This is a genomic window from Deinococcus aestuarii (assembly GCF_018863415.1).
Lineage (GTDB): Bacteria > Deinococcota > Deinococci > Deinococcales > Deinococcaceae > Deinococcus > Deinococcus aestuarii.
Window position 1 is genome coordinate 109,813 of record NZ_JAHKSN010000010.1, and the last position, 25,745, is coordinate 135,557.

Annotated in this window: 33 protein-coding genes and 1 tRNA gene; 22 read left to right on the top strand and 12 right to left on the bottom strand. The window is 71.2% G+C overall.

Annotation, left to right across the window (positions count from 1 at the left end; all coding sequences use genetic code 11):
* The first annotated feature begins 109 nt into the window (after positions 1-109).
* From IC605_RS13400 to IC605_RS13420, 5 genes are all read left to right on the top strand, one after another.
* Positions 110-730 (top strand): TetR/AcrR family transcriptional regulator, encoded by a 621-nt coding sequence (locus tag IC605_RS13400; RefSeq protein ID WP_216324799.1) that lies wholly within the window; start codon positions 110-112, stop codon positions 728-730.
* Positions 727-1,065: a hypothetical protein gene (locus IC605_RS13405; protein ID WP_216324802.1), complete on the top strand. Its 339-nt coding sequence runs from the start codon at positions 727-729 to the stop codon at positions 1,063-1,065. Before IC605_RS13400 ends, IC605_RS13405 begins: the two co-directional genes overlap by 4 nt.
* A 64-nt stretch (positions 1,066-1,129) precedes the next feature.
* Positions 1,130-1,585 carry a hypothetical protein gene (locus IC605_RS13410; protein ID WP_216324805.1) on the top strand — a complete coding sequence of 152 codons (456 nt, stop codon included), beginning with the start codon at positions 1,130-1,132 and terminating at the stop codon, positions 1,583-1,585.
* Between the two features lie 176 nt (positions 1,586-1,761).
* Positions 1,762-2,220, top strand: coding sequence for a hypothetical protein (locus IC605_RS13415; protein ID WP_216324808.1), 459 nt, complete (start codon positions 1,762-1,764; stop codon positions 2,218-2,220).
* Positions 2,221-2,283: 63 nt separating this feature from the next.
* Positions 2,284-2,751, top strand: a complete 468-nt coding sequence (locus IC605_RS13420; RefSeq protein WP_216324811.1) for a hypothetical protein — start codon at positions 2,284-2,286, stop codon at positions 2,749-2,751.
* A gap of 61 nt (positions 2,752-2,812) precedes the next feature.
* Here the strand turns inward: IC605_RS13420 and IC605_RS13425 are convergent, their stop codons facing one another.
* On the bottom strand, positions 2,813-3,478 hold the full coding sequence (locus tag IC605_RS13425) for an SRPBCC family protein (RefSeq protein WP_216324814.1): 666 nt from the start codon (positions 3,476-3,478) through the stop codon (positions 2,813-2,815).
* A 124-nt stretch (positions 3,479-3,602) separates the two neighbouring features.
* Positions 3,603-3,914, bottom strand: a complete 312-nt coding sequence (locus tag IC605_RS13430) for a hypothetical protein (protein ID WP_216324816.1) — start codon at positions 3,912-3,914, stop codon at positions 3,603-3,605.
* Between the two features lie 135 nt (positions 3,915-4,049).
* Here IC605_RS13430 and IC605_RS13435 point away from each other — a divergent pair, with 135 nt between their 5' ends.
* The 4 genes from IC605_RS13435 to tmpR all read left to right on the top strand — a co-directional run bounded on the left by IC605_RS13435 (position 4,050) and on the right by tmpR (position 7,694).
* Entirely contained in the window at positions 4,050-4,958 is a 909-nt protein-coding gene (locus IC605_RS13435; protein WP_216324819.1) for a DMT family transporter, read from the top strand.
* Positions 4,955-6,460 carry an ABC transporter permease subunit gene (locus tag IC605_RS13440; RefSeq protein WP_216324822.1) on the top strand — a complete coding sequence of 502 codons (1,506 nt, stop codon included), beginning with the start codon at positions 4,955-4,957 and terminating at the stop codon, positions 6,458-6,460. The genes IC605_RS13435 and IC605_RS13440 overlap by 4 nt, the downstream gene beginning before the upstream one ends.
* Positions 6,461-6,555: 95 nt before the next feature.
* Positions 6,556-6,966, top strand: coding sequence for an NUDIX domain-containing protein (locus IC605_RS13445; RefSeq protein WP_216324826.1), 411 nt, complete (start codon positions 6,556-6,558; stop codon positions 6,964-6,966).
* Positions 6,963-7,694, top strand: a complete 732-nt coding sequence (tmpR, locus tag IC605_RS13450; protein ID WP_216324828.1) for a bifunctional dihydropteridine reductase/dihydrofolate reductase TmpR — start codon at positions 6,963-6,965, stop codon at positions 7,692-7,694. The genes IC605_RS13445 and tmpR overlap by 4 nt, the downstream gene beginning before the upstream one ends.
* A 69-nt stretch (positions 7,695-7,763) precedes the next feature.
* Here the strand turns inward: tmpR and IC605_RS13455 are convergent, their stop codons facing one another.
* The 3 genes from IC605_RS13455 to hemC all read right to left on the bottom strand — a co-directional run bounded on the left by IC605_RS13455 (position 7,764) and on the right by hemC (position 10,234).
* Complete coding sequence (locus IC605_RS13455; protein WP_216324831.1) at positions 7,764-8,231, bottom strand: YbaY family lipoprotein; 468 nt, start codon at positions 8,229-8,231, stop codon at positions 7,764-7,766.
* Positions 8,232-8,298: 67 nt separating this feature from the next.
* Entirely contained in the window at positions 8,299-9,279 is a 981-nt protein-coding gene (locus tag IC605_RS13460; RefSeq protein ID WP_216324834.1) for an asparaginase, read from the bottom strand.
* 25 nt (positions 9,280-9,304) lie between these two features.
* Positions 9,305-10,234, bottom strand: a complete 930-nt coding sequence (gene hemC / locus IC605_RS13465) for a hydroxymethylbilane synthase (protein ID WP_216324837.1) — start codon at positions 10,232-10,234, stop codon at positions 9,305-9,307.
* An 85-nt stretch (positions 10,235-10,319) separates the two neighbouring features.
* Here hemC and IC605_RS13470 point away from each other — a divergent pair, with 85 nt between their 5' ends.
* Positions 10,320-11,621 (top strand): hemolysin family protein, encoded by a 1,302-nt coding sequence (locus tag IC605_RS13470; RefSeq protein ID WP_216324840.1) that lies wholly within the window; start codon positions 10,320-10,322, stop codon positions 11,619-11,621.
* A gap of 147 nt (positions 11,622-11,768) precedes the next feature.
* On the opposite strand, the gene IC605_RS13475 is transcribed toward IC605_RS13470, so the two are convergent.
* Complete coding sequence (locus IC605_RS13475; RefSeq protein WP_216324843.1) at positions 11,769-12,332, bottom strand: DinB family protein; 564 nt, start codon at positions 12,330-12,332, stop codon at positions 11,769-11,771.
* Positions 12,333-12,445: 113 nt separating this feature from the next.
* Positions 12,446-13,429: a tRNA dihydrouridine synthase gene (locus tag IC605_RS13480; protein ID WP_216324846.1), complete on the bottom strand. Its 984-nt coding sequence runs from the start codon at positions 13,427-13,429 to the stop codon at positions 12,446-12,448.
* A gap of 171 nt (positions 13,430-13,600) precedes the next feature.
* On the opposite strand from IC605_RS13480, the gene IC605_RS13485 reads away from it, so the two are divergent.
* Positions 13,601-14,119, top strand: a complete 519-nt coding sequence (locus tag IC605_RS13485) for a GNAT family N-acetyltransferase (RefSeq protein WP_216324849.1) — start codon at positions 13,601-13,603, stop codon at positions 14,117-14,119.
* 46 nt (positions 14,120-14,165) lie between these two features.
* Complete coding sequence (gene argB, locus IC605_RS13490) at positions 14,166-14,915, top strand: acetylglutamate kinase (protein WP_216324865.1); 750 nt, start codon at positions 14,166-14,168, stop codon at positions 14,913-14,915.
* Positions 14,916-14,955: 40 nt separating this feature from the next.
* Here the strand turns inward: argB and IC605_RS13495 are convergent, their stop codons facing one another.
* From IC605_RS13495 to purE, 3 genes are read right to left on the bottom strand one after another with little or no spacing between them, the layout of a single operon-like run.
* Positions 14,956-15,528, bottom strand: a complete 573-nt coding sequence (locus tag IC605_RS13495) for a GNAT family N-acetyltransferase (protein WP_216324868.1) — start codon at positions 15,526-15,528, stop codon at positions 14,956-14,958.
* 28 nt (positions 15,529-15,556) lie between these two features.
* Positions 15,557-16,669, bottom strand: coding sequence for a 5-(carboxyamino)imidazole ribonucleotide synthase (purK, locus tag IC605_RS13500; RefSeq protein ID WP_216324904.1), 1,113 nt, complete (start codon positions 16,667-16,669; stop codon positions 15,557-15,559).
* Positions 16,666-17,199 (bottom strand): 5-(carboxyamino)imidazole ribonucleotide mutase, encoded by a 534-nt coding sequence (purE, locus tag IC605_RS13505; RefSeq protein WP_216324907.1) that lies wholly within the window; start codon positions 17,197-17,199, stop codon positions 16,666-16,668. The genes purK and purE overlap by 4 nt, the downstream gene beginning before the upstream one ends.
* Positions 17,200-17,231: 32 nt before the next feature.
* Between purE and IC605_RS13510 the strand changes: the two genes are divergently transcribed.
* Together IC605_RS13510 and IC605_RS13515 are read left to right on the top strand one after the other, a co-directional pair.
* Entirely contained in the window at positions 17,232-18,404 is a 1,173-nt protein-coding gene (locus IC605_RS13510; RefSeq protein WP_216324910.1) for a glutamate ligase domain-containing protein, read from the top strand.
* Between the two features lie 39 nt (positions 18,405-18,443).
* Positions 18,444-18,519, top strand: a tRNA-Lys gene (locus IC605_RS13515).
* 186 nt (positions 18,520-18,705) lie between these two features.
* Here the strand turns inward: IC605_RS13515 and IC605_RS25135 are convergent.
* Positions 18,706-18,837 (bottom strand): hypothetical protein, encoded by a 132-nt coding sequence (locus IC605_RS25135; RefSeq protein ID WP_281416278.1) that lies wholly within the window; start codon positions 18,835-18,837, stop codon positions 18,706-18,708.
* A 1-nt stretch (position 18,838) separates the two neighbouring features.
* On the bottom strand, positions 18,839-19,069 hold the full coding sequence (locus IC605_RS13520; RefSeq protein WP_216324913.1) for a hypothetical protein: 231 nt from the start codon (positions 19,067-19,069) through the stop codon (positions 18,839-18,841).
* 731 nt (positions 19,070-19,800) lie between these two features.
* Between IC605_RS13520 and IC605_RS13525 the strand changes: the two genes are divergently transcribed.
* The 8 genes from IC605_RS13525 (at position 19,801) to IC605_RS13560 (ending at position 25,651) form a co-directional block, all read left to right on the top strand.
* Positions 19,801-21,000: an AfsR/SARP family transcriptional regulator gene (locus IC605_RS13525; RefSeq protein ID WP_216324916.1), complete on the top strand. Its 1,200-nt coding sequence runs from the start codon at positions 19,801-19,803 to the stop codon at positions 20,998-21,000.
* A 35-nt stretch (positions 21,001-21,035) separates the two neighbouring features.
* Positions 21,036-21,635, top strand: a complete 600-nt coding sequence (locus IC605_RS13530) for an NUDIX domain-containing protein (RefSeq protein ID WP_216324919.1) — start codon at positions 21,036-21,038, stop codon at positions 21,633-21,635.
* A 2-nt stretch (positions 21,636-21,637) separates the two neighbouring features.
* A complete protein-coding gene (locus IC605_RS13535; RefSeq protein WP_216325087.1) occupies positions 21,638-22,243 on the top strand; it encodes an IMPACT family protein in 606 nt (201 codons plus the stop codon).
* Positions 22,244-22,455: 212 nt separating this feature from the next.
* Positions 22,456-22,947, top strand: a complete 492-nt coding sequence (ispF, locus tag IC605_RS13540) for a 2-C-methyl-D-erythritol 2,4-cyclodiphosphate synthase (RefSeq protein WP_216324939.1) — start codon at positions 22,456-22,458, stop codon at positions 22,945-22,947.
* On the top strand, positions 22,944-23,417 hold the full coding sequence (locus IC605_RS13545) for a tRNA (cytidine(34)-2'-O)-methyltransferase (RefSeq protein WP_216324942.1): 474 nt from the start codon (positions 22,944-22,946) through the stop codon (positions 23,415-23,417). The genes ispF and IC605_RS13545 overlap by 4 nt, the downstream gene beginning before the upstream one ends.
* Before the next feature lie 127 nt (positions 23,418-23,544).
* On the top strand, positions 23,545-23,787 hold the full coding sequence (locus IC605_RS13550) for a hypothetical protein (protein WP_246580805.1): 243 nt from the start codon (positions 23,545-23,547) through the stop codon (positions 23,785-23,787).
* Positions 23,784-24,404, top strand: coding sequence for a DUF2087 domain-containing protein (locus tag IC605_RS13555; protein WP_216324945.1), 621 nt, complete (start codon positions 23,784-23,786; stop codon positions 24,402-24,404). The genes IC605_RS13550 and IC605_RS13555 overlap by 4 nt, the downstream gene beginning before the upstream one ends.
* A gap of 5 nt (positions 24,405-24,409) precedes the next feature.
* Positions 24,410-25,651, top strand: coding sequence for an aminopeptidase (locus IC605_RS13560; RefSeq protein WP_216324948.1), 1,242 nt, complete (start codon positions 24,410-24,412; stop codon positions 25,649-25,651).
* Positions 25,652-25,745 lie beyond the last annotated feature (94 nt).

The following is a 25,745-nucleotide window of genomic DNA, read 5'->3' on the forward strand; positions in this document are numbered from 1 at the left end:
GGTTCATTCTCCCACCCCTGCCCCGCCGCGCGTCTACCCAGGCCAAACGGACGTTCGTTCCCCCGCGTGGTAGCCTGCCCCAACCGCGCCCCGCGCGCCCTTCCCGCCCATGACCGACCTGCCCGCCGACCCGCCCACCCCCGCCCGGACCCGCCGGGAGCAGATTCACGACGTGGCGATCCGCCTCTTTTCCGAGCGCGGGTACCACGCGACGAGCATGCGCGACCTCGCCGGGGAGCTGGGGATGCAGGGGGGCAGCCTCTACGCCCACATCAGCGGCAAGGAGGAACTGCTGATCGAGATCGTCAACCGGGCGGCGCGGCAGTTCGACGCGGCCCTCTTCCCGCTGCGGGATGAGGCCCTTCCTGCCGAGGCCAAGCTGCGCGAGGCGATGTACCGCCACCTGCGGGTGGTCGCCGACAACATGGAGAGCGCGACCGTGTTCTTCCACGAGTGGAAGCACCTCTCGCCCGCCGCGTACCGCCACGTCACCGACTGGCGCGACACCATCGACACCTTTTACCGTGACCTCGTGCGGCAGGGCGTCGGCGAGGGGGTGCTCCGCGCCGACCTCGACGTGAGGATGGCCGCCAACCTGATCCTCTCCGCCGTGAACTGGGCGTATACCTGGTACCGCCCCGGCGGCCCCCTCTCGCCGCGCGACGTGGCGGAGGGCTATGCCGACATGCTGCTCGGCGGCCTGCGCGCCGGGAAGGGAGAGGGTGCGTGAGTTTCCCCACCGTCACCGTCCGCATCCGCGACGCGCTGCGTTACGCCCAGGGCCGCGCCGAGAAAGTGAGCCGTACCCAGCAGCTCGAACTCGACCCCAACCTCTTCATCCGCATCGCGCCGGGGGGCCGCCGCTTCCTCCTCTTCTGCCTGGAGGGCGAGCCCGACCACGCCACCGCCCGCGCCGTCGCGGAGGCGCTGGGCCTGAAAGACCCCCGGTACGGCTGGCACCAGGGCGCGACCCTCCGCTCGCTGACGGTGGTGGAGGAGGGAGCGGACCCAGGCCCCGACCTGAACTCCCATCTTTCCCCCGAAGCTGACGGGGAGATGAGCTGAGAGCCCTCCCGGCGGCGCCTCTTCCCTTCACCCCGGCAGGACGGGCACGACTACAGTGACCCGTATGCGAAAACTCCTCTTGCTGGGGCTGCCCCTCGTCATCGCCGCTTGCAGCACGGTCGGCGTGCCCGATGGGGACGTGACGGGCGACATCACGGGCGCCCCGACGAACCAGGGCACCATCCGGCTGGCCCTGCTCGGCCTGACCTTCGGCGGCGCCGTCAACGAGAGCGTGGAACAGTTCGCCGTGACCCCCACCGACCGGGGTGTGTACGCCCTCAGCCTGCCCGCCTCCCCCCGTGACGGAGGGTACGAGGTCATCGCCTACGCCGACCGCGACGGCAACGGCAGCTACGACCCGGGCGAGACGCGCACCCAGTCGAGTGGCAAGGTTCTCGCCTACACCACCAGCAACTTCGTCGGCAACGTGACGGGGCTGAGCAAGGGCTGGAACTTCGTGCAAGACGGCAGGCTCGTCAAGAGCGGCACGCCCTTCAACAACTACGACCTGAGCTTCTGACCTCCGGGACCAAACACGGGAGCCGTCTCCAGGGTGGGGCGGCTCCCGTTCCCTCTGGCCTCAGTTCGCCGGGTTGGTGCCTTCACCCCTGGTAGGGTGACGACGTGGCTCCGCTCGAACTCCCGCTCCAGGTCGTTCATAACCGGCCTTTTGTGCGGTTGGACTACCACTCCGGCTTGAGCAGACGTGCGGGCATAGGGACTCTCCTCGACACGGGTGGAGGGGCGGTGTTGCTGGGGCGGCGGCTGCGTGAAGAATTGGGCTTGCCATCCACAGGTGCCCCGGTTCAGGAAGACGGAGGCTGGATCACCCCTCCTGCTCCCCCTGAGGTGACCGTTCAGGGACGCCCCCTCTCACTTGACGGCTGCCAAGTCTTCGGGGTGGAGCACGACCGGATCGCCCCGGCGGCCTTCGATGCCCCCGCGTTTCTCCCCGCCAGGTTTTTCAGGCAGCACAGCGTGACCTTCGATTACCCAGGCCGAACGCTTCTGGACCAGCCGGGCACCCTTGCCGCAGACGCCTCTTTTCCTGCCGACGTGCATAGCGAGACGGTGATCGCGGCGGGGGCGAAGGAGGTGCCTGGCCTGAACGGCCCGATCTTACCTGCTCAGGAGGAGGGCACCGGGCTGGAATAGGGGCAGTTCCGGGAGAGGGCCGTCTCTCAGCCGCACCTGACGAGCAAGGCTACAATCATCTGTATGGGCAGAACCGTCCTGCTGGTCCTACCGACGGTGCTGGCGTCGTGCGGCCTCCTGGGCATACCGACCGGCCACGACGTCATGGGCACCCTGTCGGGTACAGCCCCGGGTGGTGGCGACGTGCGGCTCGCTTTCGTGGGTCTCTCCCTCGATGAGACGGTGAACCCCGATGTGCCGCAGATCGATATTTCCCTGGAAGACGGGGGCAACTTCGGAGTCGATTTCCCAACCAATCCTGCCTGGAAGGTCTATCAGGTGATCGGCTACGTGGACAGCCATGCCAATCGGAAGTATGACGCGGGCGAGCCGCGGACACGGAACAACAACAAATACCTCGTCTACAGCCGTGGCGGGACGACCGATCTCCTCTCCGGGCTCCGGGCAGGCTGGAATCTGGTGACCTACCCCTACACGCCCGGAAGTGTCACGCAGCCGAAACGGGTCACCGGGTACGACCTGAGCTGGTGAAGATCACGCGAAAAAGAGGGGCGGTCGGCCTTCCCGGCCCCGCCCCTCCTCGCCTCCGCCCTCAGTTCGCCGGGTTCGAGCCCTCGAAGGTCTGCTTGAACTTCTGGAGGTCCTCGGCGATCTGCTGGCTGGGCTCCTCGCCGAAGAGCTTGGCGACGGCCGCGCCCAGCGCCCCGGCGGGCGGGCGGTAGGAGAGAGCGACGTGGACGCGGGTGCCGCCGTTCGGGAGGTTCTCGAACTGGACGCTGCCCGCGTTGTCCACGGTGGCGCCGGGCAGGCTGTGCCAGCCGATGCGCTCGCCGGGCTTGTCGTTGACGATCTCGGCCTCCCACTCGACGTGGGTGCCCAGCGGCGCCTTGGCGACCCAGCGGCTGCGGCGCTCGTCGAGGACGGTGACGGTCTCCAGGTGACTCATGATGCTGGGCAGGTTGTCCAGCTTGCGCCAGTAGTCGTACACCTGCTGGGCGGGGCGGTCGATGACCACGCTGTGCTCCACGAAGATCGGCTTGGCCGCCGCCGTGTTGCCGCTCAGGCCCGCCGCCGCCATCACCGGGTCGTTGCCGGTCGCCGCGCGGTAGGCGAGGTAGCCGCCCACCGCCGCCATACCCAGGCCCAGGATGCCGCGCCGACGCAGGCCCATCAGCAGCAGGGCGCCGCCCGCCGCCCCGCTGATCAGGCGGCCCTGGTCCATGCTGTTCCCCTGCTCACCGCTGTTCGTATTCGTCATGAAGGGTTCCTCCGCTCCGGGCAGTCTAGGGGGTGTTCTCATGGACCCGGTGAATGCTTCCCCAAGTCACCGTAAAGAGCCCCCGGCCCGCATAGGCTCGCGGGCCGGGGGGCTCGGAGGGGGCTCAGCCGTTCTCGTTCCGGTCGTCGCCGCTCGCCCCGATGATCCCGGCGTCCCGCCCCTCGCCGGTGGGCTTGAGCATCCCGCTGTTGTCCATCTGTCGGGCGGGGTCGCTCTGCTCGTCCGCGGGCAGGGCGCCCTCCTGCCCCGAGTCCGCGTGGCTCTCCGTGATGGCTCCGGTGGCCTCGCGGTCGGCCCCCGTCACCGGGCTGCCGGGCACCCCGGGGCCGAGGTTGGTGTTCGCGTCGGGGGCGTTGTCGCCAGCACCCATGTACGACTCGTTGGTCTCACCGGCGCCCTTGTTGCGTTCGTCCATAAGGAAACCTCCTGGGTGGTCGGGCCGTGCGTCTGGAAAGGCCATGCTCCCCGGGCCGGGTGCGGGGCGGATGTGCCCGCCTTGAGGGCCCCCTCACGCTCGCCCGCCCCGGCTGGCCGCGCTAGGCTGGCGGGCGTGAGCCGATCCGTCTCCTCCCGCGCGCCGCAGATCGGTCGTCTCGACGCCCTCTCGCTGGGGGCGATCCTCGTCACCCTGGTGTTCTGGGCGTCGGCCTTCGCGGGCATCCGGGCCGGACTGGAGGCGTTCACACCGGGGCACCTCACGCTCTACCGCTTTCTGGTGGCGGGGGCGGCCCTGATCGTGTACGCCGTGGTCGCGCGCATCCCCGTGCCGCCCGCGCGGGACCTCGGGCAGATCTTCGTGCTCAGCCTCGCGGGAATCACTCTCTATCACCTGCTGCTGAATATCGGCGAACTCAGCGTGCCCGCCGGGACGGCCAGCCTGATCGTCGCGGCGGGGCCCGTCATCACGGCGCTCCTCGCCACGCGCTTCGCGGGGGAGCGGCTGAACACGCTGGGGTGGCTGGGCACCGGGATCAGCCTGGGCGGCGTGGCTCTGATCGTGCTCGGGCGCGGCGAGAGCGTGGAGTTCACGCGCGGGGCGCTGTTGATCCTGGCGGCGGCCTTTTTCACCAGCCTGTATTTCGTGTTTCAGCGGCCCCTCTTGAGACGGATGAATCCCCTGCACTTCACGGTCTGGAGCCTGCTGCTGGGGACCCTGCCCCTGCTCGCCTTCCTGCCGGGCTTCGGGGCACAGCTCGCGGCGGCTCCGCTCCCGGCCCACCTCGCGGTGATCTACCTGGGGCTCTTCCCGTCGGTGGTCGGCTACCTGACGTGGACCTTCGCCCTCTCGCGGGTCGGCGCCAGCACGACGACCTCCTTCCTGTACGTCAGCCCGGTGCTCGCCATTCTGATCGGGTGGCTGTGGCTGGGGGAGGTGCCGGGCGCGGTCAGCCTGGTCGGCGGTCTGATCGCGGTGGCGGGCGTCATCCTCGTGAACACGCGGGGGAGGCCCGCCCCATGACCGGCACCCACGAACGCGGCCAGGTGGAGCTCCCCCGGCAGGACCCCTCCATCGCCATCCGGCTGGACGGCGTGACCATGCGGCTGGGCGGGCTGACGATCCTCGATGGCGTCTCGCTGACGGTCCCGCACGGCGAGTTCCTGGCGGTGATCGGCCCCAGCGGCGAGGGCAAGAGCACCCTGCTGCGGGTGCTGGCGGGGCTGCTCAGGCCCCAGGCGGGCACGGTGGAGGTCGCCTCGCCGCCCGCGCTGATGTTTCAGGACGACCGCCTGCTGCCGTGGCGCACCGCCCTGCGGAACGTGCGGCTGCCGCGAGACCTCGGGGCGGGGGGCGGCCTGGAGCCGGGGGAGGCGCTGCACCTCGTCGGCCTGGATCACTACGCGGCCTACTTCCCGGGGCAGCTCTCGGGCGGGATGCGGGCGCGGGTGGCGCTCGCCCGCGCGCTCGCCCAGAGCGGCGACGTGCTGCTCCTCGACGAGCCCTTCGCGGCGCTCGACGCCCTCGTGCGCGAGCGCTTCAACGCCGAGCTGCGCCACCTCCACGACAAGACGGGGCGCACGACGGTCCTCGTGACCCACTCCATCCGGGAGGCCGCCACCCTCGCCGACCGGGTGGCCGTGCTGCGCGCGGGGCGGATCGTGGAGATTCTGGACACCCGGCAAAAGACCCACGCCCCGGCGGCGAGCCCGGTCGAGGCCCACCTGCGCGCCCTGCTCGGCGCCGGGAACAGCACGCGGCTCGTCGTGGCCCCCAAGGGCCGGATGCGCCTGGGCTGGCTCGCCCCCATCGCCGCGCTGCTCGTGGGGCTGGGGCTGTGGGAGCTGGGAGCACGGCTGCTCAATCAGCCCTTCCTCCTCCCCGGCCCCGGGCAGGTCTGGGCGGAGTTCGCCAAGACACCGGGCGAGTTCGTGGCCTTCACCTGGGCGACGGCGCGGGTGGCCCTGCTCGGGGCGCTGCTGGGCAGCCTCGCCGGGGCGCTGATCGGCTATCCGCTCGGCAAGTCCCGCGCGCTCGAACGCTTCCTGAGCCCCTTCGTGGTCGCCTCGCAGAGCACACCCATCGTGGTGCTCGCGCCGCTGCTGATCACGTGGTTCGGCTTCGGGGCGGTGCCCGCCGTGCTCGTGAGTGCCCTGAGCGCCCTCTACCCCGTCATGGTCGCCACCATCGTGGGGGTGCGGGAGGTTCGGCCCACCGACCACGAACTGTTCTCGACCCTGCGCGCGGGTCCCTGGCAGCGGCTGACCCGCCTCGAACTGCCCTCTGCCCTGCCCGTCATGCTCGGCGGGCTGCGGCTGGCGCTGAGTCTCGCGCTGATCGGCGCGGTCGTGTGGGAGTTCGTGAGCAACCAGCCGGGGCTGGGCTTCGCCGTCAACCAGGCCCGCGCGTACTACAACACGCCCCGCCAGTTCGCCGCCATCGTGCTGCTGATCCTGCTCGGCGTGGCGCTGTACACGGCGGTGGTGGCGCTGGAGCGGCGGGTGCTGCGGTACCGCCGGGGGTAAGGGGTGAGGAGGGAGTGGAGAACAGAGGATACGACCTCCTCCCCACGGACGACTTCCCACGGACCTGCCCGCCCGCACCGCGTACCCTACCCCTCATGGAGAGGCCAGTCGTCTGCGTGGGGGCGCTCGTGTGGGGACCGGACGGGCGGGTGCTGATCGTCCGCACGACGAAGTGGCGCGGCCTGTGGGGGGTGCCCGGCGGCAAGGTGGACTGGGGCGAGACGCTGGAGGCGGCGGTCACGCGCGAGTTCTGGGAGGAGACGGGGTTGAGGCTGAGCGACGTGAGGTACGCCCAGACCCAGGAGGCTGTGCTGAGCCCCGAGTTCCACAAGCCCGCCCACATGGTCCTCGTGGACTTCTTCGCCCGGACGGACGACCCCGAGGTCTCACCCAACGAGGAGATCGAGGAGTGGGCGTGGGTGCCGCTGGCGAAGGCTGGGGATTATCCCCTGAACACCGTCACCCGCACGCTCGTCGAGCTGGCGCTGGCGCGGGGCGAGGCGTGACGAGCGGAGGGGAAAAGGGCACGGCCCTCGTCACCGGGGCGGCGCGCGGGATCGGGCGGGCCCTCGCCGTCGCCCTCGCCGCCGAGGGGTACGCGGTCGCCGTCCATTACCGGGGCAGCGAGGCGGACGCGCGGGAGACGGCCCGGCAGTGCGGGGGGGAGGGGGTGCGGGCCGTCACGCTCCGGGCCGACCTCACCGACCCCGCCCAGGCCCGCGCCCTCGTCCGGGAGGCCCACGTCGCCTTTCCCGGCTCACCCCTCGCCGTCCTCGTGAACAACGTCGGGAACTACGTCCACCGCCCCCTGCTGGAGACGAGCGACGCCGAGTGGGCCGACATGCTCGCCTCCAACCTCACCGCCACCTTCGCCACCTGCCAGGAGGCCGCCGGACTGATGCGGGAGGCGGGGTTCGGGCGCATCGTGAACCTGAGCTACGCGGGCGCCCGGCACCTCGTCGCCCGGCCCGGCATCGTGCCCTACGTGATCGCCAAGACGGGCGTCCTCCACCTCTCGCACGCGCTCGGCAGGGTGCTCGCGGGCACGGGCGTCTCCGTCAACGTCGTCTCGCCCGGCGTGATCGAGACCTCCGTCAGCCAGCCCCTGCGCGAGATTCCCGCCGGGCGGGTCGGCACCGTCGCCGAACTCGTGGACGCCGCCCTCTACTTCGTGCGCGCGAGCGACTACGTGACCGGGCAGGAGCTGGAGGTGGCGGGGGGGTGGAACCTCTAGGAGCCGTCAGCGGTCAGCGGTCAGCCGTCAGCGACAAAGGCTGAAAGCTGACCGCTGACGGCTGATCGCTTACCTCACCGCGCTCACCACCACGTCCTGCACTGCGTTCCGGGCGGTCGGCAGCGGCTGGGGGGTGGTCGTGCGGTAGAGGAGGCGGCCGCCCGGGGCGGTCACGCGGGCAGTCAGGGCGTAGGTGCGGCCCGGACGCAGGCGCACGGGGTTGAACTGGAGCTGGTACGGAGTCGAGAGGCGCGAGACGGGGAAGCTCGCCTGCACGCGAAAGAGGCTCGGCCCGTCCCGGCGCGACACGTCCTCCAGGCTGACCGTCACCGTGCTTCCGGCGGGCAGCCGCACCTCGGCGGGGGCGCGGACCCGCCCGCTGATCACCTGCCACCCGTCGGGGAGATCGGCGGGCACGGCGGGGGTGGCGGTGGGCTGAACGCCGGGCGTGGGCGCCGAGGGCCGGGTAATCGTCATCTGCGCCAGGGCAGACGGGGCGAGGAGGGCAGCGAGAAGCAGGGGCAGGTGGAACCTCATGGGGCCCAAGGTAGAGCATCCGCCGGGCCGGGCGAGAGGTCTGGGGCGGTGCCTCCCGTCCCGAGTTCTAGAACGCCCCCTCCCCGAACACCCGCCGAATCTCGTCTCCGGTCCTCCCCAGGCTCAGGAGCACCAGCAGCAGGAGGCGGGCCTTGTGCGCGTTGAGGAAGCTCGCGGGAATCGCCCCCGCCGCGACCAGGGTCGCCCCACCGCCCGGGTAACCGTAGACCGGGATCACCGGCCCGGCGTGCGTCCGGGTGGCGATCACCACGGGTTTGCCCACCTCCGTCGTCCGCGCGATGAGGGGCAGCAGCTCGGCGGGGAGGTTGCCCGTGCCCAGGGCAGCGATGACCAGCCCGTCGGCGCGCTCCTCGGCCCCCGCGTAGCCCTCCCCCGTCCAGCCCGCGTAGGCGTACAGGATTTCGACGCGGGCGGTCAGCGCCGCCGGGGCGTAGGTGGGCCGGGGCTCGGGCCGGGCGAAGAAGCGGACGTGGGCGGTCTCCCCCACTCGGTCGATCCGCCCGATGGGTCCGGGATACCCCCCGAAGGCGTCCACGGCGGTCGTGTGAACTTTGGTCACCGTCCGCGCGTCGAAGATGTCTCCCCCGAAGACGACGAGGGGCCCGCGTCCCCGGCTCGCCGGGTGCAGGGCGACGTGCGCGGCGTCGAGGAGGTTGCCGGGGCCGTCCCAGGACACCTCCTGGGCGTGACGCATACTCCCCGTCAGGACCACGGGGGTCTGGACGCCCAGCGTGAGGTGCAGCAGGAAGGCCGTCTCCTCCAGCGTGTCGGTGCCGTGGGTGACGACCACCCCGTCGTGCCCCGGGGCCAGCCCGGCGATCAGGTGCGAGAGGGCCAGCATGTGCGCGGGCGTGACGTGCGGGCTGGGGAGGGTGAAGGGCCGAACGTCGTCCACCACGACGCCCGGCAGCCCCGGCACGGCGGGCGCCGACTGGGGCGTGACCCCCGCGCCGTCCGGGCTGGGGCGGCTGGCGATGGTGCCGCCCGTGTGGAGGGCGGCGAGCCGTTTCGCCGGTGAGTCGGTCACTGCCGGAAGGGGACGACCACTCGCCTCACACCCGCACCGAGTCGATCAGGTCCCGTGCCCCCTGGCTCAACATGTCGGCGGCGAGTTCGGCGCCCAGGTCCGCGCACTCGGCAGGGTCGCCCGAGGTCGTCGCGCGGATGACCTTGCTGCCGTCCACCGCGCCGACCCAGCCCTCCAGGGTGAGGACGCCGCCCTTCACGCCCGCGTGGGCACCGACGGGAGCGAGGCACCCCGCCCCCAGGCCCGCCAGGAACTCGCGCTCGGCGGTCACCCGGTCGTCGGTGCCGTGGTCGTGGATGGCGTAGGCAACCTCGATGTTCAGGTCGTCGTCGGCGCGGGTCTCCAGGGCGAGCGCCCCCTGGCCCGGGGCGGGGAGCAGCACGTCCAGCTCCAGGAATTCGTCGATGCGGTGGCGCTGCTCGGTGCGGATCAGCCCCGCCGCCGCGAGGATGATCGCGTCGTAGTCGGGGGTGCCGATGGCGGCGAGGCGGGTGTCGATGTTGCCCCGCAGGTTGACGACCTCCAGGTCCGGGCGGTAGGCGTGCAGGAAGGCCCGCCTCCGCACGCTGCTCGTGCCCACCCGGGCGCCGGGCGGCAGGTCGGCGAGGCGCTTCATGCCCTCCCTGCCGATGAGGACGTCGCGGGCGTCCACCCGTTTGGGGATCGAGGAGACCTCCAGGCCCTCCGGCTGCTCGGTGGGCAGGTCCTTGAGCGAGTGGACCGCGATGTCGATGCGGCCCGTGAGGAGGGCCTCCTCGATCTCCTTGACCCAGAAGCCCTTGTCGCCCTTCTGGGCCATCGCCTCCAGGCTGCCCCGGTTGCGGTCGCCCCCCGTGCTGATGGTCTGAATGCGGAAGTCCGTCTCGGGCCATTCCTCCTTCAGGCGGGCGACCACCCAGCGGGTCTGCGCGAGCGCGAGGTTGCTGCCGCGCGTCCCTATCGTGACCGTACGCATAACCCTCCGAGTATAGCCGCTCCCTCGCCGTCTCGTCAGGAAGCCGTGAAGGAAAGCTCACCCCGGGGCACCTACACTGCCCCCTGTGGGCAATCCCCTGCTGGAATTCGGCATCCTGATCCTGCTGCTGCTGATCAACGGCTTCTTCTCGGGCTCGGAGCTGGGGGTGGTCTCCGCCAAACGCTCGCGCCTGGAATCGGCGGCGGCGCGCGGCCACCGGGGAGCGGCGGCGGCCTTGCGCCTGATCGAGCGGCCCGGCGCCTTTCTCGCCACCGTGCAGATCGGCATCACCCTGATCGGGACCGTGAGTGCGGTCTTCGCGGGCGGCAGCCTCACCCGCTACCTCGAACCGCTGCTGCGCCCCCTCTTCGGCACGGCGTCGGGCTCGGCGGCGGGCGTCGCGGTCGTCCTGCTCGTCACCTTCCTCTCGCTGGTGCTCGGCGAACTCGCGCCCAAGGGGGTGGCGCTGCGGAACCCGGAAGCGCTCGCCATGCGGGTCGCGCCCTTTTTCACGGTGCTCTCAAAGGTCATGCGCCCGGTCGTGTGGGTGCTGGAGGCCACCTCGCGCGGGCTGCTCGCGCTGTTCGGGATGCGCGGCGAGGCGGCCGAGTTCGTCACGGAGGAGGACGTGCGGGCCATCGTGAACCAGGCCGCCGAGAGCGGGAGCCTGGAGGCGGGCGAGACGGAGCGCATCGAGTCGGTGCTGCGCTTCAACGACCGCCGGGTGCGCGACCTGATGACGCCCCGGGTGAACGCGGTGACGCTCGACCTCACCGCGCCCATCTCGGAGGCGGTGGAGACGGTCCTCGACCACGAGCACGACCGCTACGCCGTGCGCGACGGCTCGGGCGAGGTGGTGGGGCAAGTCGCCGTGGCCGACGTGCTGCGTTCGCTGCACACCGGGCAGCCCCTCACGGACTTCGTGCGGCCCGCCGTGTTCCTGCCCGAGACGGCCTGGGCGGAAGACGCCCTCGCCCGGCTGGAGCGCGAGGGTCAGCAGCGTCTCGCCGTCGTGGTGGACGAGTACGGCGAGTTCAGCGGCGTGCTCTCGGTCAGCGATCTCCTCGCCACCCTCGCGGGCATCGAGGACCCCGAGGACGAGGGGCTGGTCGTCCGGCGCGAGGACGGCACCTTTCTGGTGGACGGCGGCCTCCCCCTGCACACCCTGCGCGAGACGCTGCCCCTGCCCCCCCTCCCCCGCGAGGACTTCAGCACCGTCGCCGGGTACGTGCTCGAGGCCCTCGGCGAGTTCCCGGGCGTCGGCCACCTCCTGCGGGTGGAGGACTGGGAGATCGAGGTCGTGGACGTGGACGGCCCGCGCGTGGACCGCCTCCTCATCCGCCCGCCGGGAGACTTCGTGCCGCTGGACCGCGACCAGAGGGACTGACTGAGGGGCCGGACCGTCTGATTCGAGAATGCGGTCGGGAGGACACCAGGACAGCCGTTCCCTGCTCCGGGGCGCTTACCCCAACAGAGGCTCATGCGGAGCCCAACGCTCACGCGCGGGGCGACCCTTGTTCGTTCGTCGACGCCTCTAGAACTCGTCGTCGGCGATAAGTTCGGGCTCGGGCTCCCCGGTGGGGGCAGGGGCGGCGGTGTGGGGGCGGGCGAAGCGCAGGTAGTCGAGCCAGGGGGGCGTGTGGCCGAGCTGGCGGATCAGGAGGACAATCTGGGCGGTGTGGCGGACCTCGTGGGTCATGACGTGCCACATCAGTTGGTCGAGGGTAACGGTGTCGCTGGCCGGGTCGTCCTGCACGAGCTTGACCTCGCGGCCCAGGTCGGGCTCGCTGTCCAGGAAGGTGCGGGTGAGGCCCCCCACCTCGCGCCCGTAGTCGATGATCCAGCCGAGGTCGTACTGCTCGGCGCGGGGCTGGACCCAGTCGTGGGGATAACGCCCGGCCACCCCCCCCCCGAGCGCGATGCCGTGGACCCAGTGGTCTTCCACGTCGGTGACATGCAGCAGCAGGTCCTTGATGTTGTGAAAGCGGTCTCCGTCGATCAGGTGCTGGTCGAGGTCGCTGCCGGGGAGTGCCCGCAGAAAATTCCATAGCTGCTCGCGAGCGGCGGACAGGTAGGCATAGTATTCGCGGACGTTCATGGCCGCCCACAGCATACCGTGCCCCTTTCCACGCGGCGTGAAGACATTTACATCTCCCTTGGCCGTTTCCCCCTCCTCCCCCCCGAAAGGCAGGGAAAGGCGTCGGCACTGGGTTATCCGGCGACCGGCATGTCTCGCCTTGCCGGACGGACCGGGAGCAGCGGCGTCAGGACGCGGGCCACGTCCTCCAGCGTCTCGACCGTGACGAGGGCGCCCCGCAACTCGGGGAGGTCCGGGAGGTACTGGGGAAGCACCTTCCGCAGCGGGCGCATGTTCGTCAGGCCCCGGCGGTCGAGGCCGTAGAAGGCTGCCTGCAACTCCGCGTGGCGCAGGGCGGTGCGGGCACGTTCCCCCAGCCCGGGGGGCGAGTCGTCCCCGCTGGCGAGCGCGCGGAAGAGCCAGGGGTTGCCCACCGCCCCGCGCCCGACCATGACCGCCGCGACCCCGGAGCGCCGCCGCTCGCGGGCCTGCGGGGCACTCCGCACGTCGCCGCTGCCGACCACGGGCACGTCCACGCTCGCCGCGACGCGGGCGATGGCGTCCCAGTCGGCCTCGCCCGTGTAGCGCTGGGCGCTGGTGCGGCCGTGGACGGTGATCAAGGCCGCGCCCGCCGCCGCGAGGCCCCGGGCGATCTCCACGCTGCGGTCGGTGTCCCAGCCCAGGCGAATCTTGGCGCTCACGTCGAGCTCGGTCGCCGAGCGCATCGCCCGCACGAGCTCGAAGGCGACTTCCGGCGTCTGGAGCAGGCACGCGCCCCCCTTGCCGCGCACCTTGGGCACCGGGCAGCCCATGTTGAGGTCGAGGGCGGCGGGGGCGAACCAGCCCTCGGCCTTCACCACTGCCCGCGCCAGAAGCTCCGGCTCGGCGCCGAAGAGCTGGACCACCCGGTTCTCCTCGCCGGGGTAGGGACGACCCAGCGAGAGGTTCTCCGAGTCGCCGCCCAGCACCAGCCCCCGGGCGCTGATCATCTCGCTGACGGTCCACAGGGCGCCCTGCTCGGCGGCGAGTTGGCGCAATGGAGCGTCGCTGTAGCCCGCCATCGGGGCGAGGACGGCCCCCGGGCGGGCGAGGCGGGAGGCGTAGAAACCGGGGCTCATCGGGGGGCAGGGTAGCGCACCCCACACCCCCAACGTGTGAAGCGGCCAAGGCGCAGCCTAAGACGCTCCGGTAGCCGAATTCACGCGCTGGACCGGGTTCCGGGGCGTATCCTGAACCCAGTCCGGCCACCACTTCTCCCCAACCCGCCCGCCGGACGGGAGGCACCCGATTTGAACGTCACGCCGCTGGCGCTGCACCACGCGCCGCTGCTCCACACGCTGTACGCCGCCGCCCCCGGGTATTTCGCCCTGCTCGGCACCCGCGTTCCCACCCTCTCGGAGGTCCAGCGGGACGTGGAGATCGCCCTGCTCGACCCGCGTCGCCACCTCGAACTCCTCCACGACGCCGCCGGGGAACTCGTCGGCAGCCTCGACTGCAAGCAGGACTACCCCAACCCGGGGGACCTCACCATCAACCTGCTCCTGATCCGCGAGGACCGCCAGTCGCAGGGGCTGGGCGAGCGGACGGTGCGCGACCTCGAACGCCGTCTTCCCCGCGGCACCACCCGCATCCTGGCCTCGGTCCTCGGCGAGAACCCGCGCGGCGCCCGCTTCTGGGAATGCCTGGGGTACACCTTCGCCCTCGACGCCCGCCCCTCCCTGACGTGGTACGCCAAACCCGTGGCGGTCCTCCCCACCGGACCGGGGGGAGACGGCCTGCACGCCGTGTCGAGCCGCCGAACGGTCTGAGCCTGCGGCGCTGGCCGTCTGACGCCCTGACCCTTAGACTCCCCCCGTGATCGTCAAATACGGCGGCAACGCCATGAAAAGTGTCGAGCTTCGCCGCGCCGTCGCCGGGGAGATCGCCGCGCTGCGGGCCACGTACCCCGTCGTGGTCGTTCACGGGGGCGGGCCCGTGATCGAGCGTGAACTCGCGGCGCGGGGCGTGGCGAGCGAGTTCCGGGGCGGCCTGCGGGTGACCTCCCCGGAGGCGATGGAGATCGTCGAGATGGCCCTGTGCCAGCTCAACAAGGGGCTCAGCCAGGAGGTCGGCTCGGCGGTCGGCCTGATGGGACGCGACAGCGAGCTCCTGCGCGCCGAGGTCCTCGACCCCGCCCTGGGCCGGGTGGGGCGGGTGACGGGCGTGAACGCGGGGCTGCTGCGGACCCTGCTCGGCGCGGGGATCACCCCCGTCGTGGGCTGCGTGGCGGTCGGTCCGGACGGAGGCGCCCTGAACGTGAACGCCGACACCGCCGCCGGGGCGGTCGCGGGGGCGCTCGGCGAGGGCATCGTCTTCCTGACGGACGTGGAGGGCGTCTACCGCGCCTACCCCGATCCTTCCAGCCTCGCCCCCCACCTCACCCGCGCGGAGGTGGAGGGCGGGATCGGGGCGGGCTGGATCGCGGGCGGCATGATTCCTAAAGTCCGCGCCGCTCTCGATGCCCTCCAGGCCGGGTCCCCCCACGCCGTGATCGCCAGCGGGATGACGGCGGGCGTCCTCGCGGCGGCGGCGCGGGGGGAGGCGGGGACGCGGATCACGCCCTGACGGTGAGCAGAGGGCCGGGAGCCTTCCGCCTCCTGCCCCCTCACCGCGTCACGCTGAAGACCAACGTGTCCCGCAGTTGCCCCGGGTCGTCTGCCGCCACCGCGTCGTTCACGAGGGTGGCGTCGAGGGTGTAGCCCAGGGCGCGGGGGATGCGGGCGCTGCGGTCGTTGCGGGCGTCCGCACGAATCTCGATGCGGCGAAAGCCCAGGCCCCCCTCCCCCGGGGGGCGCAGGCCGAGGTCGGTCAGCGCCCGCGCCACCTCGGTCGCGTAACCCCGCCCGGCGTGCGCGGTGGAGATCCAGTACCCGATCTCGCCCTTCGGGACCCGCCAGTCGAGCGCGTGGTAGCCGCTGCTGCCCACGAGTTCGGTGCCCTCCGCGTTCCAGACGTGGTAGCGCAGGTTCTCGCGTGTCTCGAAGCGCACGGCGACCTCCCGCAGGTTCTCCACCGTGCCGGGGAGGTCGGGCGGTTCCTGGGCCCAGACCATCCACCGCCGCAACTCGGGCAGCGAAGTCTGGACGGCGGCGTGGAGGGCCGGGGCGTCCTCGGGACTGGGGGCGCGCAGCAGGAGGCGGGGCGTGCGGACCTCGGTGGGGACGGCGGGCAGGGTCATGCGGGCGACTGTAGCGGACGGGGGCGGGTCAGGGCACGAGGCGTTCCAGCCTCGCCAGCCGCCCCCGCAGCGTCTCCACGTCCGGCGCGACGAGGTTGACGTGCCCGAGCTTGCGGCCCGGCCTCGGCGCCTTGTGGTAGAGGTGCCGCCGGGTGCCGGGCAGGGCGTCGATGGCTGCCCAGTCGGGCTCCGTGCCGTCCGGGGTGCCCACGACGTTCACCATCGCGCAGGGGTGGAGGGGGGCCCAGTCCGCGAGCGGCCAGCCCAGCACCGCGCGCACCTGCGCCTCGAACTGGCTGACGCCCCCGCCGTCCTGGGTGAGGTGCCCGCTGTTGTGCACGCGCGGGGCGACCTCGTTCACGAGGAGGTCGCCGCCTGGCAACTGGAACAATTCGAGGGTCAGCAGCCCCTCCAGCCCCCAGCCCCCGGCCACCCGGCGGGCGAGGTCGCGGGCCCGGGCCTCGGTGCCGGGGGGGACCTGCGCCGGGTAGACGCTCGTTCGCAGAATGCCCCGGCGGTGCGTGTTCTCCACCAGCGGCCCGAAGGCGACCTCGCCCGCCGCCGTGCGCGCCACCCCCAGGCTCACCTCGCGCTCGAAAGTCACCAGGCCCTCCAGCACGCAGGGCACGTGGCCCAGCTCCTCCCAGGCGGCGCGCAACTCGGCCTCCGAGTTCACCCGCGCCTGCCCCTTGCCGTCGTAGCCGAGTTCGGAGGTCTTGAGGAGGCCGTGGCCCCCCACCCGCTCCAGGGCGCCGGGCAGGTCGGCCTCCGTCTCGACCGTCACGAAGGGCGCGGTGGCCGCCCCCGCCGCGCGCAGGGCTTCTTTCTCGCGGGCGCGGTGCTTGCTGCGGGCGAGGAGCGTTCCGCCGGGCCGCACGGGCACCCGCCCCTCCAGCCGGGCGAGCGCCTCCACGGGCACGTTCTCGAACTCCAGGGTCACGGCGTCGCACCCGGCGAGGCGGCCCAGCCCCGCGGGATCGGTGTAGGGGGCGCACAGGTGCTCGGCGCACAGCCGGGCGGGCGCCTGCGGGTCGGGCTCCAGCACCACCGTCCTGATGCCGAGCGGCAGGGCGGCGAGGGCGAGCATCTGGGCGAGCTGCCCGCCGCCGAGGATGCCGAGGGCGGCCTGTTGAGGGGTCATTCCGCCCCCGCCTCCGGGTGGCCCTCGAAGAACGGGTCGTCGAGGACGACCCGGGTCTGGCGCTCGCGGAAGGCGACCAGACGCTCCCGCACCCCCGCGTCCGTCGTGGCGAGGATCGCGGCGGCGAAGAGGGCGGCGTTTTTCGCTCCCGCCGGGCCGATGGCGAAGGTGGCGACGGGGACTCCGGCGGGCATCTGCACGATGCTGAGCAGGCTGTCCTGGCCGCTCAGGGCGCGGCTCTGGACAGGCACGCCGAGGACAGGCACACGGGTAAAGGCGGCGAGCATCCCCGGCAGGTGGGCGGCCCCCCCCGCCCCCGCGATGATCGCGGCGAGATTCAGCCGCTCGGCGCGGGCCGCGTAGCTGGGGAGAAGGGCAGGCGTCCGGTGCGCCGAGAGCACCCGCACCTCGTATCCGATCTCCAGTTCGCGCAACACGCCCAGGCCGCCCAGCATCGTCTCGAAGTCGCTGCGGCTGCCCATAACCACGCCCACGCGGGGCGACCCATCCGTGTCCGTCACGGCCCGCATCCTACAGGCCGGGGCCGCGCTACCCTCGGCGCATGACGGGCGGGCCCGACCACGACTGGCTCTTCTCGCGCACCCGCGCGGGCCGGGCACGGGGACCGGGGGCGGCGCGGGCCCTCCTCGACCGGCTCGGGGCACCGGATCGCCACTTCACTGCCCTCCGGGTCGTCGGCACGAACGGCAAGGGGAGCACCTGCGCGATGCTGGAGGCCGGGCTCCTCGCCGCCGGGGTCCGCGTGGGCCGCTTCACCAGCCCGCACCTCACCCGCTACGAGGAGCGAATCCGCCTCCAGGGCCACGACCTCGACCCGGCCCGCACCGCCGACTTCATCGCCTGGGCGAAGGAGCACGCGCCGGACGCCGCCTTCTTCGACCTCACCCTGGCGCTCGCCTGCCTGGCGTTCGCGCGGGAGGGAGTCGAGCTGGCCGTGATGGAGGCCGGGGTGGGCGGGGTCAGCGACGCGACGCAGGCGCTCTCCACGGTATGTGCCGTCGCCCTCACCAACGTGGCCCTCGACCACACGGCCACCCTCGGCCCCACCCTGCGCGAGATCGCCCGCGACAAGGCGCTCGCCGCGCGGCCCGGCGTGCCCCTGCTCACCACCGCGACCGGGGAGGCGCTGGAGGTCGTGCGGGAGGTCACGGCGGAGATCGGCGCCCCCCTCTTCACCCCGGGGACACACCCGGCTCTCTTCGCCCTACCCCGCCCGCCCCGGCTCGCGGGAGCGCACCAGCACGCGAACGCCGCCCTCGCCCTGGCGACGCTGCGGCTCCTCGGCCACGGGGCGGGAGTGGATGCCGCGCTCGACGCCACCCACCCCGCCCGGCTGGAACGCTTCGAGGTCGGGGCAAAGACGGTGCTCCTCGACGGCGCTCACAACCCGCACGCCACGGGCGCTCTCGCCGCCAGCGTGCCGCACGCCGATGTGCTCCTCTTCGGCAACCTCGCCCGCAAGGACACCGCCGCCACCCTCGCGCCCCTGCTCGCCGTCGCGCCCGTCCGGGTCTTCACCGCGCCGGGCGATCCGGCGACCCCGCCTCACGCCCTCGCCGAGAAGTACGGTGGAGAAGCCCTGCCCGACCCACAGGCCGCCCTCTTCCGTGCCCTCGACCTCACCCCGCCCGGTGGCACGCTGCTGATCACGGGGAGTCTGTACCTCGCCGGAACGGTGCGTGTCCTCCTCGTGGCGGCCCTCGCTTCCCCTTGACAGGTCGCCTGGGCGTCCGTATACTCCCCTTCGCTAACCGGGTCGTTAGCTCAATTGGCAGAGCAGCTGACTCTTAATCAGCGGGTTGTAGGTTCGATTCCTACACGACCCACCAAAAAGTTCCCGCCTCGTGCGGGTCTTTTTACAGCCCCCGGATTGTACGGCCTGGCACCCTTTTTGCTAAGGAAGGGGCCTGGTTGTATGGATATCTGGGACCAGCGAGTGAAGTTCTTCACGGCAGCAGGCCAAAAGAAAGCGGGGCCGCCTTCACGGACGGCCCCACTCTGCGTTAATATTCATCTCAGATGACCCCAAAGTCGGCTGTCGTTCCACGCATCACCGGGAGGGTGAGGTCACGCGGCTTTTCTGCGACGGGCCGTTCCGCCTTCACGGGCTGCGGCTTGGGCGCGGGCGTGACTTTGTGGGTGAGCATGTCAGGCCGCCTTCCCGAGGGTGGGGGTCATGACGCCGAAGTCCCTGATACCCATCTGCATAACGCCAAAGTCACGGATGCCCAGCTGCATCACCCCGAAGTCCCTGATACCCATTTGCATAACGCCAAAGTCACGGATACCCAGCTGCATCACCCCGAAGTCCCTGATACCCATCTTGTAGGAAGCTTGTGACAGTGCTGTAAGGATCGCGGTGCTAGCTTGGAAGGTCATGGGTAGATCCTACTGAGGTGGGCATGAGGAGACAGATGGACTCGCTGGATGCAATTCAAGATGCATTCGAGTCAGGCAATTACCGATCTGTCATCACACTTGCTCCGCTGGTTGATCAGATCACGCCCAAAATATGGCGTATGATCGGTCTATCTCATCTTAGGTTACGTGAACTAGAATTGGCTGAGACACCGTTAACCAGGGCTAGCATTCTGGGCGATCTTGAGGCGATGGTTGAGCTTGGGAACTTGTTACGGCTCATGGGTAGATTCGGTGAAGCCATCATTCAATTTGAACAGATTGAACCATTGTTAAGTGGTGAGTTAGCCTTACGCAACCAGCGCTGGTGGGGTACAACAGAGTTTCAAATGGATAACATCGACTGCGGCCTGAGCCGATGCGAAAAGGCTTGGCACGGCTATATCTCGATGGGAAATGAAGAGTTGACTGGGCGTGTCACCCAGACTCTCGGTGCTATGTATTCTAGTATTGGGAATTCTCGGCGCGCTCTACAGTTGTACAAAGAGGCACTTCGGGTGCTCGCAATAGAGCCTATACCATACCCGAGATTGTCAGCCTTACATGGTGCTGCTGCTATCTATATCAGCAATAGAGATTGTGATGGCGCAGAGAGACATTTGAGAGAAGCAAGGTCAATTCTGTCAAAGCCAGAGTTTACCTCAGATCAATGGCTTACTATGATTCTCTCTGTTGAGGTTGACCTTTATCGATTGCGCGGCGACCATGGTAAATTACATTCGACTCTCGTTCAGCTTTTAGAGCTTGTTCAGCGCAGCGAAGATCACGAAGCCCACATCTGGACCGCCTCCCGCCTCGCCGAGTTCTACAGCGAGCAGGGGCAGCATGCCAAGGCGATGGAGGCGTTGCACAAGGGCGTGGGGCCAGGTCAGGAGCTGCCCCCTCCCCTGTTGGTGACGCGTGCGGTGGTCCTCAGGCGGCGGGGGCAGGTCGAGCTTGCGCTCAGCGACTTCGAGGCGGCGTTGCCGAACGTGCGGGCCATGCAAGATGCCCACCTCTTGACCCGCACGCTGCTGCATCAGGCAGACGCGCTGCGGCGGGCGGGCCGGGCCCAGGAGGCGGTGGGGTGCTTGCGGGAGGCGCTCGAACGGCTGCTGCAAGACCGCGACCAGGGGCGTTACAAGCCCGACATCGAGGAGTTGGCCGAGCTGGCCCACAGCGCCCTGCTGGAGCCGGAGGTCGCGCCCTTCATGGAGGCGGTGTTGGAGCGGCTGGCGGCGGTGACGGGAGGCACCTCGCTCGACGACGACCGCCTGACCCACGTGCAGGTGCAGACGCTCGGGCGCGTGCAGATCACGCGCGACGGGCAGCCCGTGCCCCTCACCCTGCACGGGAGCGCCCTGCTGCTGGTGTATCTCAGCCAGCATCCGGGGCGCACCCGGCAGGAGATTCAGCTCGACCTCTACCCCGACAAGGAGCCGGTGACGGGCTCGAACTACATCCGCAGCGTGATCCGTGAGTTGCGCGAGGGGCTGGGGCGCGAGGTCGTGGTCCACACCGGGCCGCACAACCAGCCGCGCTACTCGCTGGGGCCGGGGCTGAGCCTGACCCTCGACGTGGAGGAGCTGCGCCGGGCGCTCGACGAGGGGGACGCCGCGCGCATCCTGGCGCTGTACCGGGGACCCTTCATGGCGCCCCTCACCGACAGCGAGTGGGCCGACGGGCTGCGCGAGGAGTTGCAGACGGCGGTGACCCTCGCCCTGCGCGGACAGATGCGGGCGGCGCGCGGGCGGGGCGACCTGCGGCGGGCCCTGCTCCTCGCCAATCAGCTCCTGCGGGTGGACCCCTACGACCCCGAGGTGCTCGAAGAACGGGTGGAGATCGCCCGCCGCGTCGCCTCCCCGCAGGAGGTCGCCCGCTACGTGGTCGAGTTGCAGCGGCTGGGCACCTGAGAACCGCGCGGGGCGGCCTGCGGTAGCCTGCGGGCATGGCGGACACGCGGGACGCACACCCCAACTGGCCGGGGCTGGTCCCGGACGAGACCCAGCCCTGGGAGACCCTGGCCTCCCGGACGCTGGTGGACAGCCCTCGCCGGGTGCTGGAGGACCGGGCGCGCACCGCCTCGGGGGTGGAGGTCACCTACCAGTACCGCCCCCGCGGACCGCGCGCCGTGTTCGTGCTCCCCGTCACGGCGGCGGGCGAGGCCGTCCTGATCCGGCAGTACCGCTACCCCCTGCGGGCGACCGTGTGGGAGGTCGTGGCGGGCGGGGTCGAGCGCGGCGAGGAGCTGCTGGACTCGGCGGTCCGCGAACTCGCCGAGGAGGTCGGAGGCCGGGCCGCCGAGTGGGTGGCGCTGCCCGGCTTCTACCCCCAGCCCAGCATCAGCGGGGTGGTGTTCTATCCCCTCCTCGCCCTCAGCGTGACGCTCGGCGAGACGGCGCACGAGGAGTCGGAGGTCATCGAACGGGTGGTACTGCCGCTGGCGGAGGCGTACCGGATGCTGGAGGCGGGCGAGATTCAGGACGGGCCGAGCAGCCTGACCCTCTGGCACGCGCGGCGGGTTCTCACCCAGCGCGGGTTGCTGTGACCCTGCCCGACCTGCCCCCGCCCTTCACCACGCTGGCGGCGCCACACCGCGTAGGCGCCGTGGTCGAGGGCAGCGAGTTTCTGGCCTTCGCCGAGCGCGCGGACACCCCCGAGGCGGCGCTGGCAAGTCTCGCCGCCCTGCGCGCCCGTTACCCCGACGCCACCCACCACTGCTGGGCCTACCGTGTTGGCGCCCTCTACCGCTTCTCGGACGACGGGGAGCCGGGAGGAACGGCGGGGGCGCCCATCCTGCGCGCGGTCGAGGGGCAGGGGGTGGATCACGTCATGGTCGTCGTCGTGCGGTACTTCGGCGGGGTGAAGCTCGGCACGGGCGGCCTCGTGCGCGCCTACGGGGGCACGGCGGCGGAGTGCCTGCGGACGGCCCCGCGCGAGACGGTGCGGCCCCGCGTCACCCTGAGCGTGAGCGTGCCCTTCGAGCACCTGAGCCCCCTGTATCACCTGCTGGGCAGTTTTGACACGGAGCGGGGCGAGGAGGCGTACACGGCCTCGGGGGTGACCCTGCCGGTGGGGGTATATCCGGAGGAGGCCGAAGCCTTTGCGGCGGCGCTGCGAGATGCCACCCGAGGAGCGGCGGGGGTCGACCTCTGACACGATTCCCCAACCTAGGGAAGGGTCAGACCGAGCAGGACGGAGATTCCGCCCAGAAGCACCGCCAGAATGCCGCAGAGAACACTGGCAGCGGACGGCTGCGCCGGGAGGTCACACCCAGCAGCGAGGCCACGACAAGAAGCCCCACCGCGAGGGGAACGGTGACGTTCAGCAGCAGGTAGGGTCTGGACATCCTGCCCTAAGCTACCCCCATGACCCCTTCCCCCCTCCCCCACCGCATCGGCTTCGGCGAGGACGCCCACCGCCTCGCCGCCGGACGCCCCCTCATCCTCGGGGGGGTGTCCATTCCCCACGCCGAGCGCGGCGCGGTCGCCCACAGCGACGGGGACGCGGTGCTCCATGCCGTCGCCGACGCGCTGCTCTCGGGCCTGAGCCTGGGGGACATCGGGCAGCACTACCCCGACACCGCCGCCGAGAACGCGGGGCTGGACTCGCGGGTCATCCTCGCCCGCTGCCTGAGCCTCGTGCGGGAGAGGGGCTACGCCCCCGCCAACGTCGCCCTCGTCGTCACGCTCGACCGCCCCAAGTTGGGGCCGCTGCGGGCTGAGATCGCCGGGAGCGTGGCCGCGCTGCTGGAGCTCGCCGAGACGGAGGTGGGCGTGAGCTTCAAGACCTCGGAGGGACTGGCGCCCGACCACGTTCAGGTGCGCGTGACCGTGCTCCTCGCGCGGGTGGGGGCGTGACGGACGCTTCACCCTCTCCCCTCCTGCGCGTGGTGCTCTACGAGCCCGAGAAGGCGGGGAACGTGGGCAACGTCGCGCGGACCTGCGCCGTGCTGGGCGCCGAGCTGCACCTGATCCGGCCCTTCGGCTTCCACCTCCACGACCGGGAGTTCCGGCGGGCCGTGATGGACTATCTGGAGGGCGTGGCCCTGCACGAGCACGCGAACTGGTCGGCCTTCCAGGCTTCCCTCCCCGAGGGGGCGCGGGTGTGGGCCTTTTCCACGCACGCCTCGGCCCTCTACACCCGCGCGGGCTTCCGGCGGGGGGACTACCTCTGTTTTGGGCCGGAGTCACGCGGGCTGCCGGTCTGGCTGCGGGAAGGGTTGCCCGCCCTGAAGCTCCCCCAGCCCGGCGGGGGCCGCAGCCTCAACCTCGCGGTGGCGGTGGGCGCGGCGGCTTTCGAGGCGGGGCGACAGATCGAGGGGTGGTAGTTCAGGCTCCAGGCAAGGCTGGCGAGCAGGGTCCAGCGTCGGTGTGCGGCCCGCCCTCCCGCCTACGTCATCTCCCTTATTTCGACGGTCATCGAATCCTGATAGGTTGGATTCGAAAGGAGTCGAAATGTCATCGACCGAAGTTGAATCGGCGCAGACCAGGATGAACGCTCACTACCGCCTTGTCCTCGAAGGTCTGCTCACGAATGCGGAGCGGGACGCGCGGTTGGCGCGGGCGGAGGGGGACCGGGCGGCTATGGGCAAAGCGCAGGCGCGGCTGGACACGTCGCGTGCGGCGCTGGACATCTACACGGCGAGTCACCTCGTCGGCTATGGCAAGCGGCCCTGGCCCCGGGAGGTGCTGGGGTGAGCGCCGACCTGAGTACCCGCGCCGCCGTGTTCCGCGCCCTCTCGCATCCGGCGCGGCTGGCGCTGCTGCGGCTGACGTGGACCCAGCCGCTGTCCGGCGAGACGCTCACGCGGCTGATGAACCTCGCGCCCGCGACCGTCAGCCACCACCTCGCGGCGCTCGCGGAGGCGGGGCTGACCACCGTGCGGCAAGACGGCCACCACCGCCTGCATGGGGCGAACCACGCGGCGCTGGACGTGACGCTCGCCGCCCTGATTCGTGGGGAGGGCGAGCCCCCGACCGCCGAGGACCCCTACCGGGCACGGGTCCTGCGCGCCTTTATGCAAGACGGGCGCCTGACCCGCATCCCCGCCCAGCGCAAGAAACGGGACGTGATCCTGATGGAGCTCGCCTCCCTCTTCGAGCCGGGCCGCACGTACACCGAGCGTGAGGTGAGCGAGGCGCTGGCCGAATACCACCCCGACTTCTTCACCCTGCGGCGCGAACTCGTGGGGCTGGGGCTGCTCGCCCGCGAGAACGGCGTGTACTGGCGGGTGGGCGGGGGCCGCACCCCGCAGCGGGCGGACGACCACACCCTGACCCTGCCGCCCCCTGCCCCGGGAGACGCCGTAGAGTGACGCCCATGACCCCCAACCCCGATTTCGAGGCCAAGCTCGCCCGCTACGCCGAACTGCTCGTCCGCACGGGGGTGAACCTGCCCGAGGGGGGCAAGGTGCGCATCAACGCCCCCGTCGAGGCGGCCCCCCTCGCCCGGCTGGTGGCCCGCGCCGCGTACCGGGCGGGGGCGGTGGACGTGCGCGTCCTGTATGGCGACGCTTCCCTCAACCTCGCCCTGTACGAGGACGGGACGGACGCGGCGGTCGATTTCCTGCCGGAGTGGGCGGCGCACCAGAGTGAACGCCAGGTCGCCGACGGTTACGCCTTTATCTCCATCACGGGGGAAGACCCGGCACTCCTCGCGGGCGTGGACCAGGGGCGGGTGGCCCGGCGCTCCAAGGCCACGGCGGCGGCCATGCGCGACGTGAGCCGCGCGATGGGCGGCATGGAGGTGAGCTGGACCATCGGCGCGATGAGCACCCCCGCCTGGGCGAGAGCCGTGTACCCCGACCTCCCCGAGGAAGAGGCCGTCGCCCGCCTCTGGGACGACATCTTCACCGTCAGCCGCGCCGACGAGCCCGACCCCGTGGCCGCCTGGAACGCGCACCTGGACCGTCTGGAGCGCCTGTGCACCTTCCTCAACGGTCGGCGCTACGCGGCCCTTCACCTCCGCAGCGAGCTGGGCACCGACCTCACCGTGGGCCTCGCCGACGGGCACATCTGGCAGGGGGGCGCGGAGACGGCGAAAAACGGCGTGCGCGGCGTGCCCAACATCCCCACCGACGAGGTGTTCACGGCGCCCCACCGCGAGCGGGTGGACGGGGTGGCGGTGGCGAGCAAGCCCCTGAGCGTGCGCGGCCAGCTCGCCCGGGGCATCCGGATGCGCTTCGAGGCGGGCCGGGTAGTGGAGGTCAGCGCCGAGCAGGGGGAAGACACCCTGCGCGGGCTCGTCGAGACGGACGAGGGGGCCGCGCGGCTGGGTGAGATCGCTCTCGTGTCCGCCTCGGCCCCCGTCGCGCGGACGGGCACCCTCTTCCTGAACACCCTCTTCGACGAGAACGCCGCCTCGCACATCGCCCTGGGCCGCTGCTACCCCACCAACGTGCAGGACGGCGAGAACCCGGAGGCCTTGATCGCCGCGGGCGGCAACGACTCCCTGATCCACGTGGACTGGATGATCGGCACCCCCGGCACCGACGTGGACGGGGTGTTGGAGGACGGAACGCGCGAGCCGCTGATGCGGGGCGGGGAGTGGGTGGTGGCGTGAGCGGTCAGCCGTCAGCGATCAGCCGTCAGCCCAGGAGGCCAAAGCTTAAGCCCGGGTTGCTGAGAGCTGACGGCTGAGGGCTGACCGCTCGCTA

Excerpts from the sequence above, each read along its gene's own strand:
- IC605_RS13440 (WP_216324822.1), top strand. The coding sequence starts at position 4,955 with ATGACCGGCACCCACGAACGCGGCCAGGTGGAGCTCCCCCGGCAGGAC.
- ispF (WP_216324939.1), top strand. The coding sequence starts at position 22,456 with ATGACCCCTTCCCCCCTCCCCCACCGCATCGGCTTCGGCGAGGACGCC.
- IC605_RS13455 (WP_216324831.1), bottom strand. The coding sequence starts at position 8,231 with ATGAGGTTCCACCTGCCCCTGCTTCTCGCTGCCCTCCTCGCCCCGTCT.
- IC605_RS13510 (WP_216324910.1), top strand. The coding sequence starts at position 17,232 with ATGACGGGCGGGCCCGACCACGACTGGCTCTTCTCGCGCACCCGCGCG.
- IC605_RS13445 (WP_216324826.1), top strand. The coding sequence starts at position 6,556 with ATGGAGAGGCCAGTCGTCTGCGTGGGGGCGCTCGTGTGGGGACCGGAC.
- IC605_RS13495 (WP_216324868.1), bottom strand. The coding sequence starts at position 15,528 with ATGACCCTGCCCGCCGTCCCCACCGAGGTCCGCACGCCCCGCCTCCTG.
- IC605_RS13430 (WP_216324816.1), bottom strand. The coding sequence starts at position 3,914 with ATGGACGAACGCAACAAGGGCGCCGGTGAGACCAACGAGTCGTACATG.
- IC605_RS13530 (WP_216324919.1), top strand. The coding sequence starts at position 21,036 with ATGGCGGACACGCGGGACGCACACCCCAACTGGCCGGGGCTGGTCCCG.
- IC605_RS13400 (WP_216324799.1), top strand. The coding sequence starts at position 110 with ATGACCGACCTGCCCGCCGACCCGCCCACCCCCGCCCGGACCCGCCGG.
- IC605_RS13475 (WP_216324843.1), bottom strand. The coding sequence starts at position 12,332 with ATGAACGTCCGCGAATACTATGCCTACCTGTCCGCCGCTCGCGAGCAG.
- IC605_RS13410 (WP_216324805.1), top strand. The coding sequence starts at position 1,130 with ATGCGAAAACTCCTCTTGCTGGGGCTGCCCCTCGTCATCGCCGCTTGC.
- purK (WP_216324904.1), bottom strand. The coding sequence starts at position 16,669 with ATGACCCCTCAACAGGCCGCCCTCGGCATCCTCGGCGGCGGGCAGCTC.
- IC605_RS13550 (WP_246580805.1), top strand. The coding sequence starts at position 23,545 with ATGTCATCGACCGAAGTTGAATCGGCGCAGACCAGGATGAACGCTCAC.
- IC605_RS25135 (WP_281416278.1), bottom strand. The coding sequence starts at position 18,837 with ATGCTCACCCACAAAGTCACGCCCGCGCCCAAGCCGCAGCCCGTGAAG.
- IC605_RS13520 (WP_216324913.1), bottom strand. The coding sequence starts at position 19,069 with ATGACCTTCCAAGCTAGCACCGCGATCCTTACAGCACTGTCACAAGCT.
- hemC (WP_216324837.1), bottom strand. The coding sequence starts at position 10,234 with ATGCGTACGGTCACGATAGGGACGCGCGGCAGCAACCTCGCGCTCGCG.
- IC605_RS13480 (WP_216324846.1), bottom strand. The coding sequence starts at position 13,429 with ATGAGCCCCGGTTTCTACGCCTCCCGCCTCGCCCGCCCGGGGGCCGTC.
- IC605_RS13560 (WP_216324948.1), top strand. The coding sequence starts at position 24,410 with ATGACCCCCAACCCCGATTTCGAGGCCAAGCTCGCCCGCTACGCCGAA.
- IC605_RS13425 (WP_216324814.1), bottom strand. The coding sequence starts at position 3,478 with ATGACGAATACGAACAGCGGTGAGCAGGGGAACAGCATGGACCAGGGC.
- purE (WP_216324907.1), bottom strand. The coding sequence starts at position 17,199 with ATGCGGGCCGTGACGGACACGGATGGGTCGCCCCGCGTGGGCGTGGTT.
- IC605_RS13420 (WP_216324811.1), top strand. The coding sequence starts at position 2,284 with ATGGGCAGAACCGTCCTGCTGGTCCTACCGACGGTGCTGGCGTCGTGC.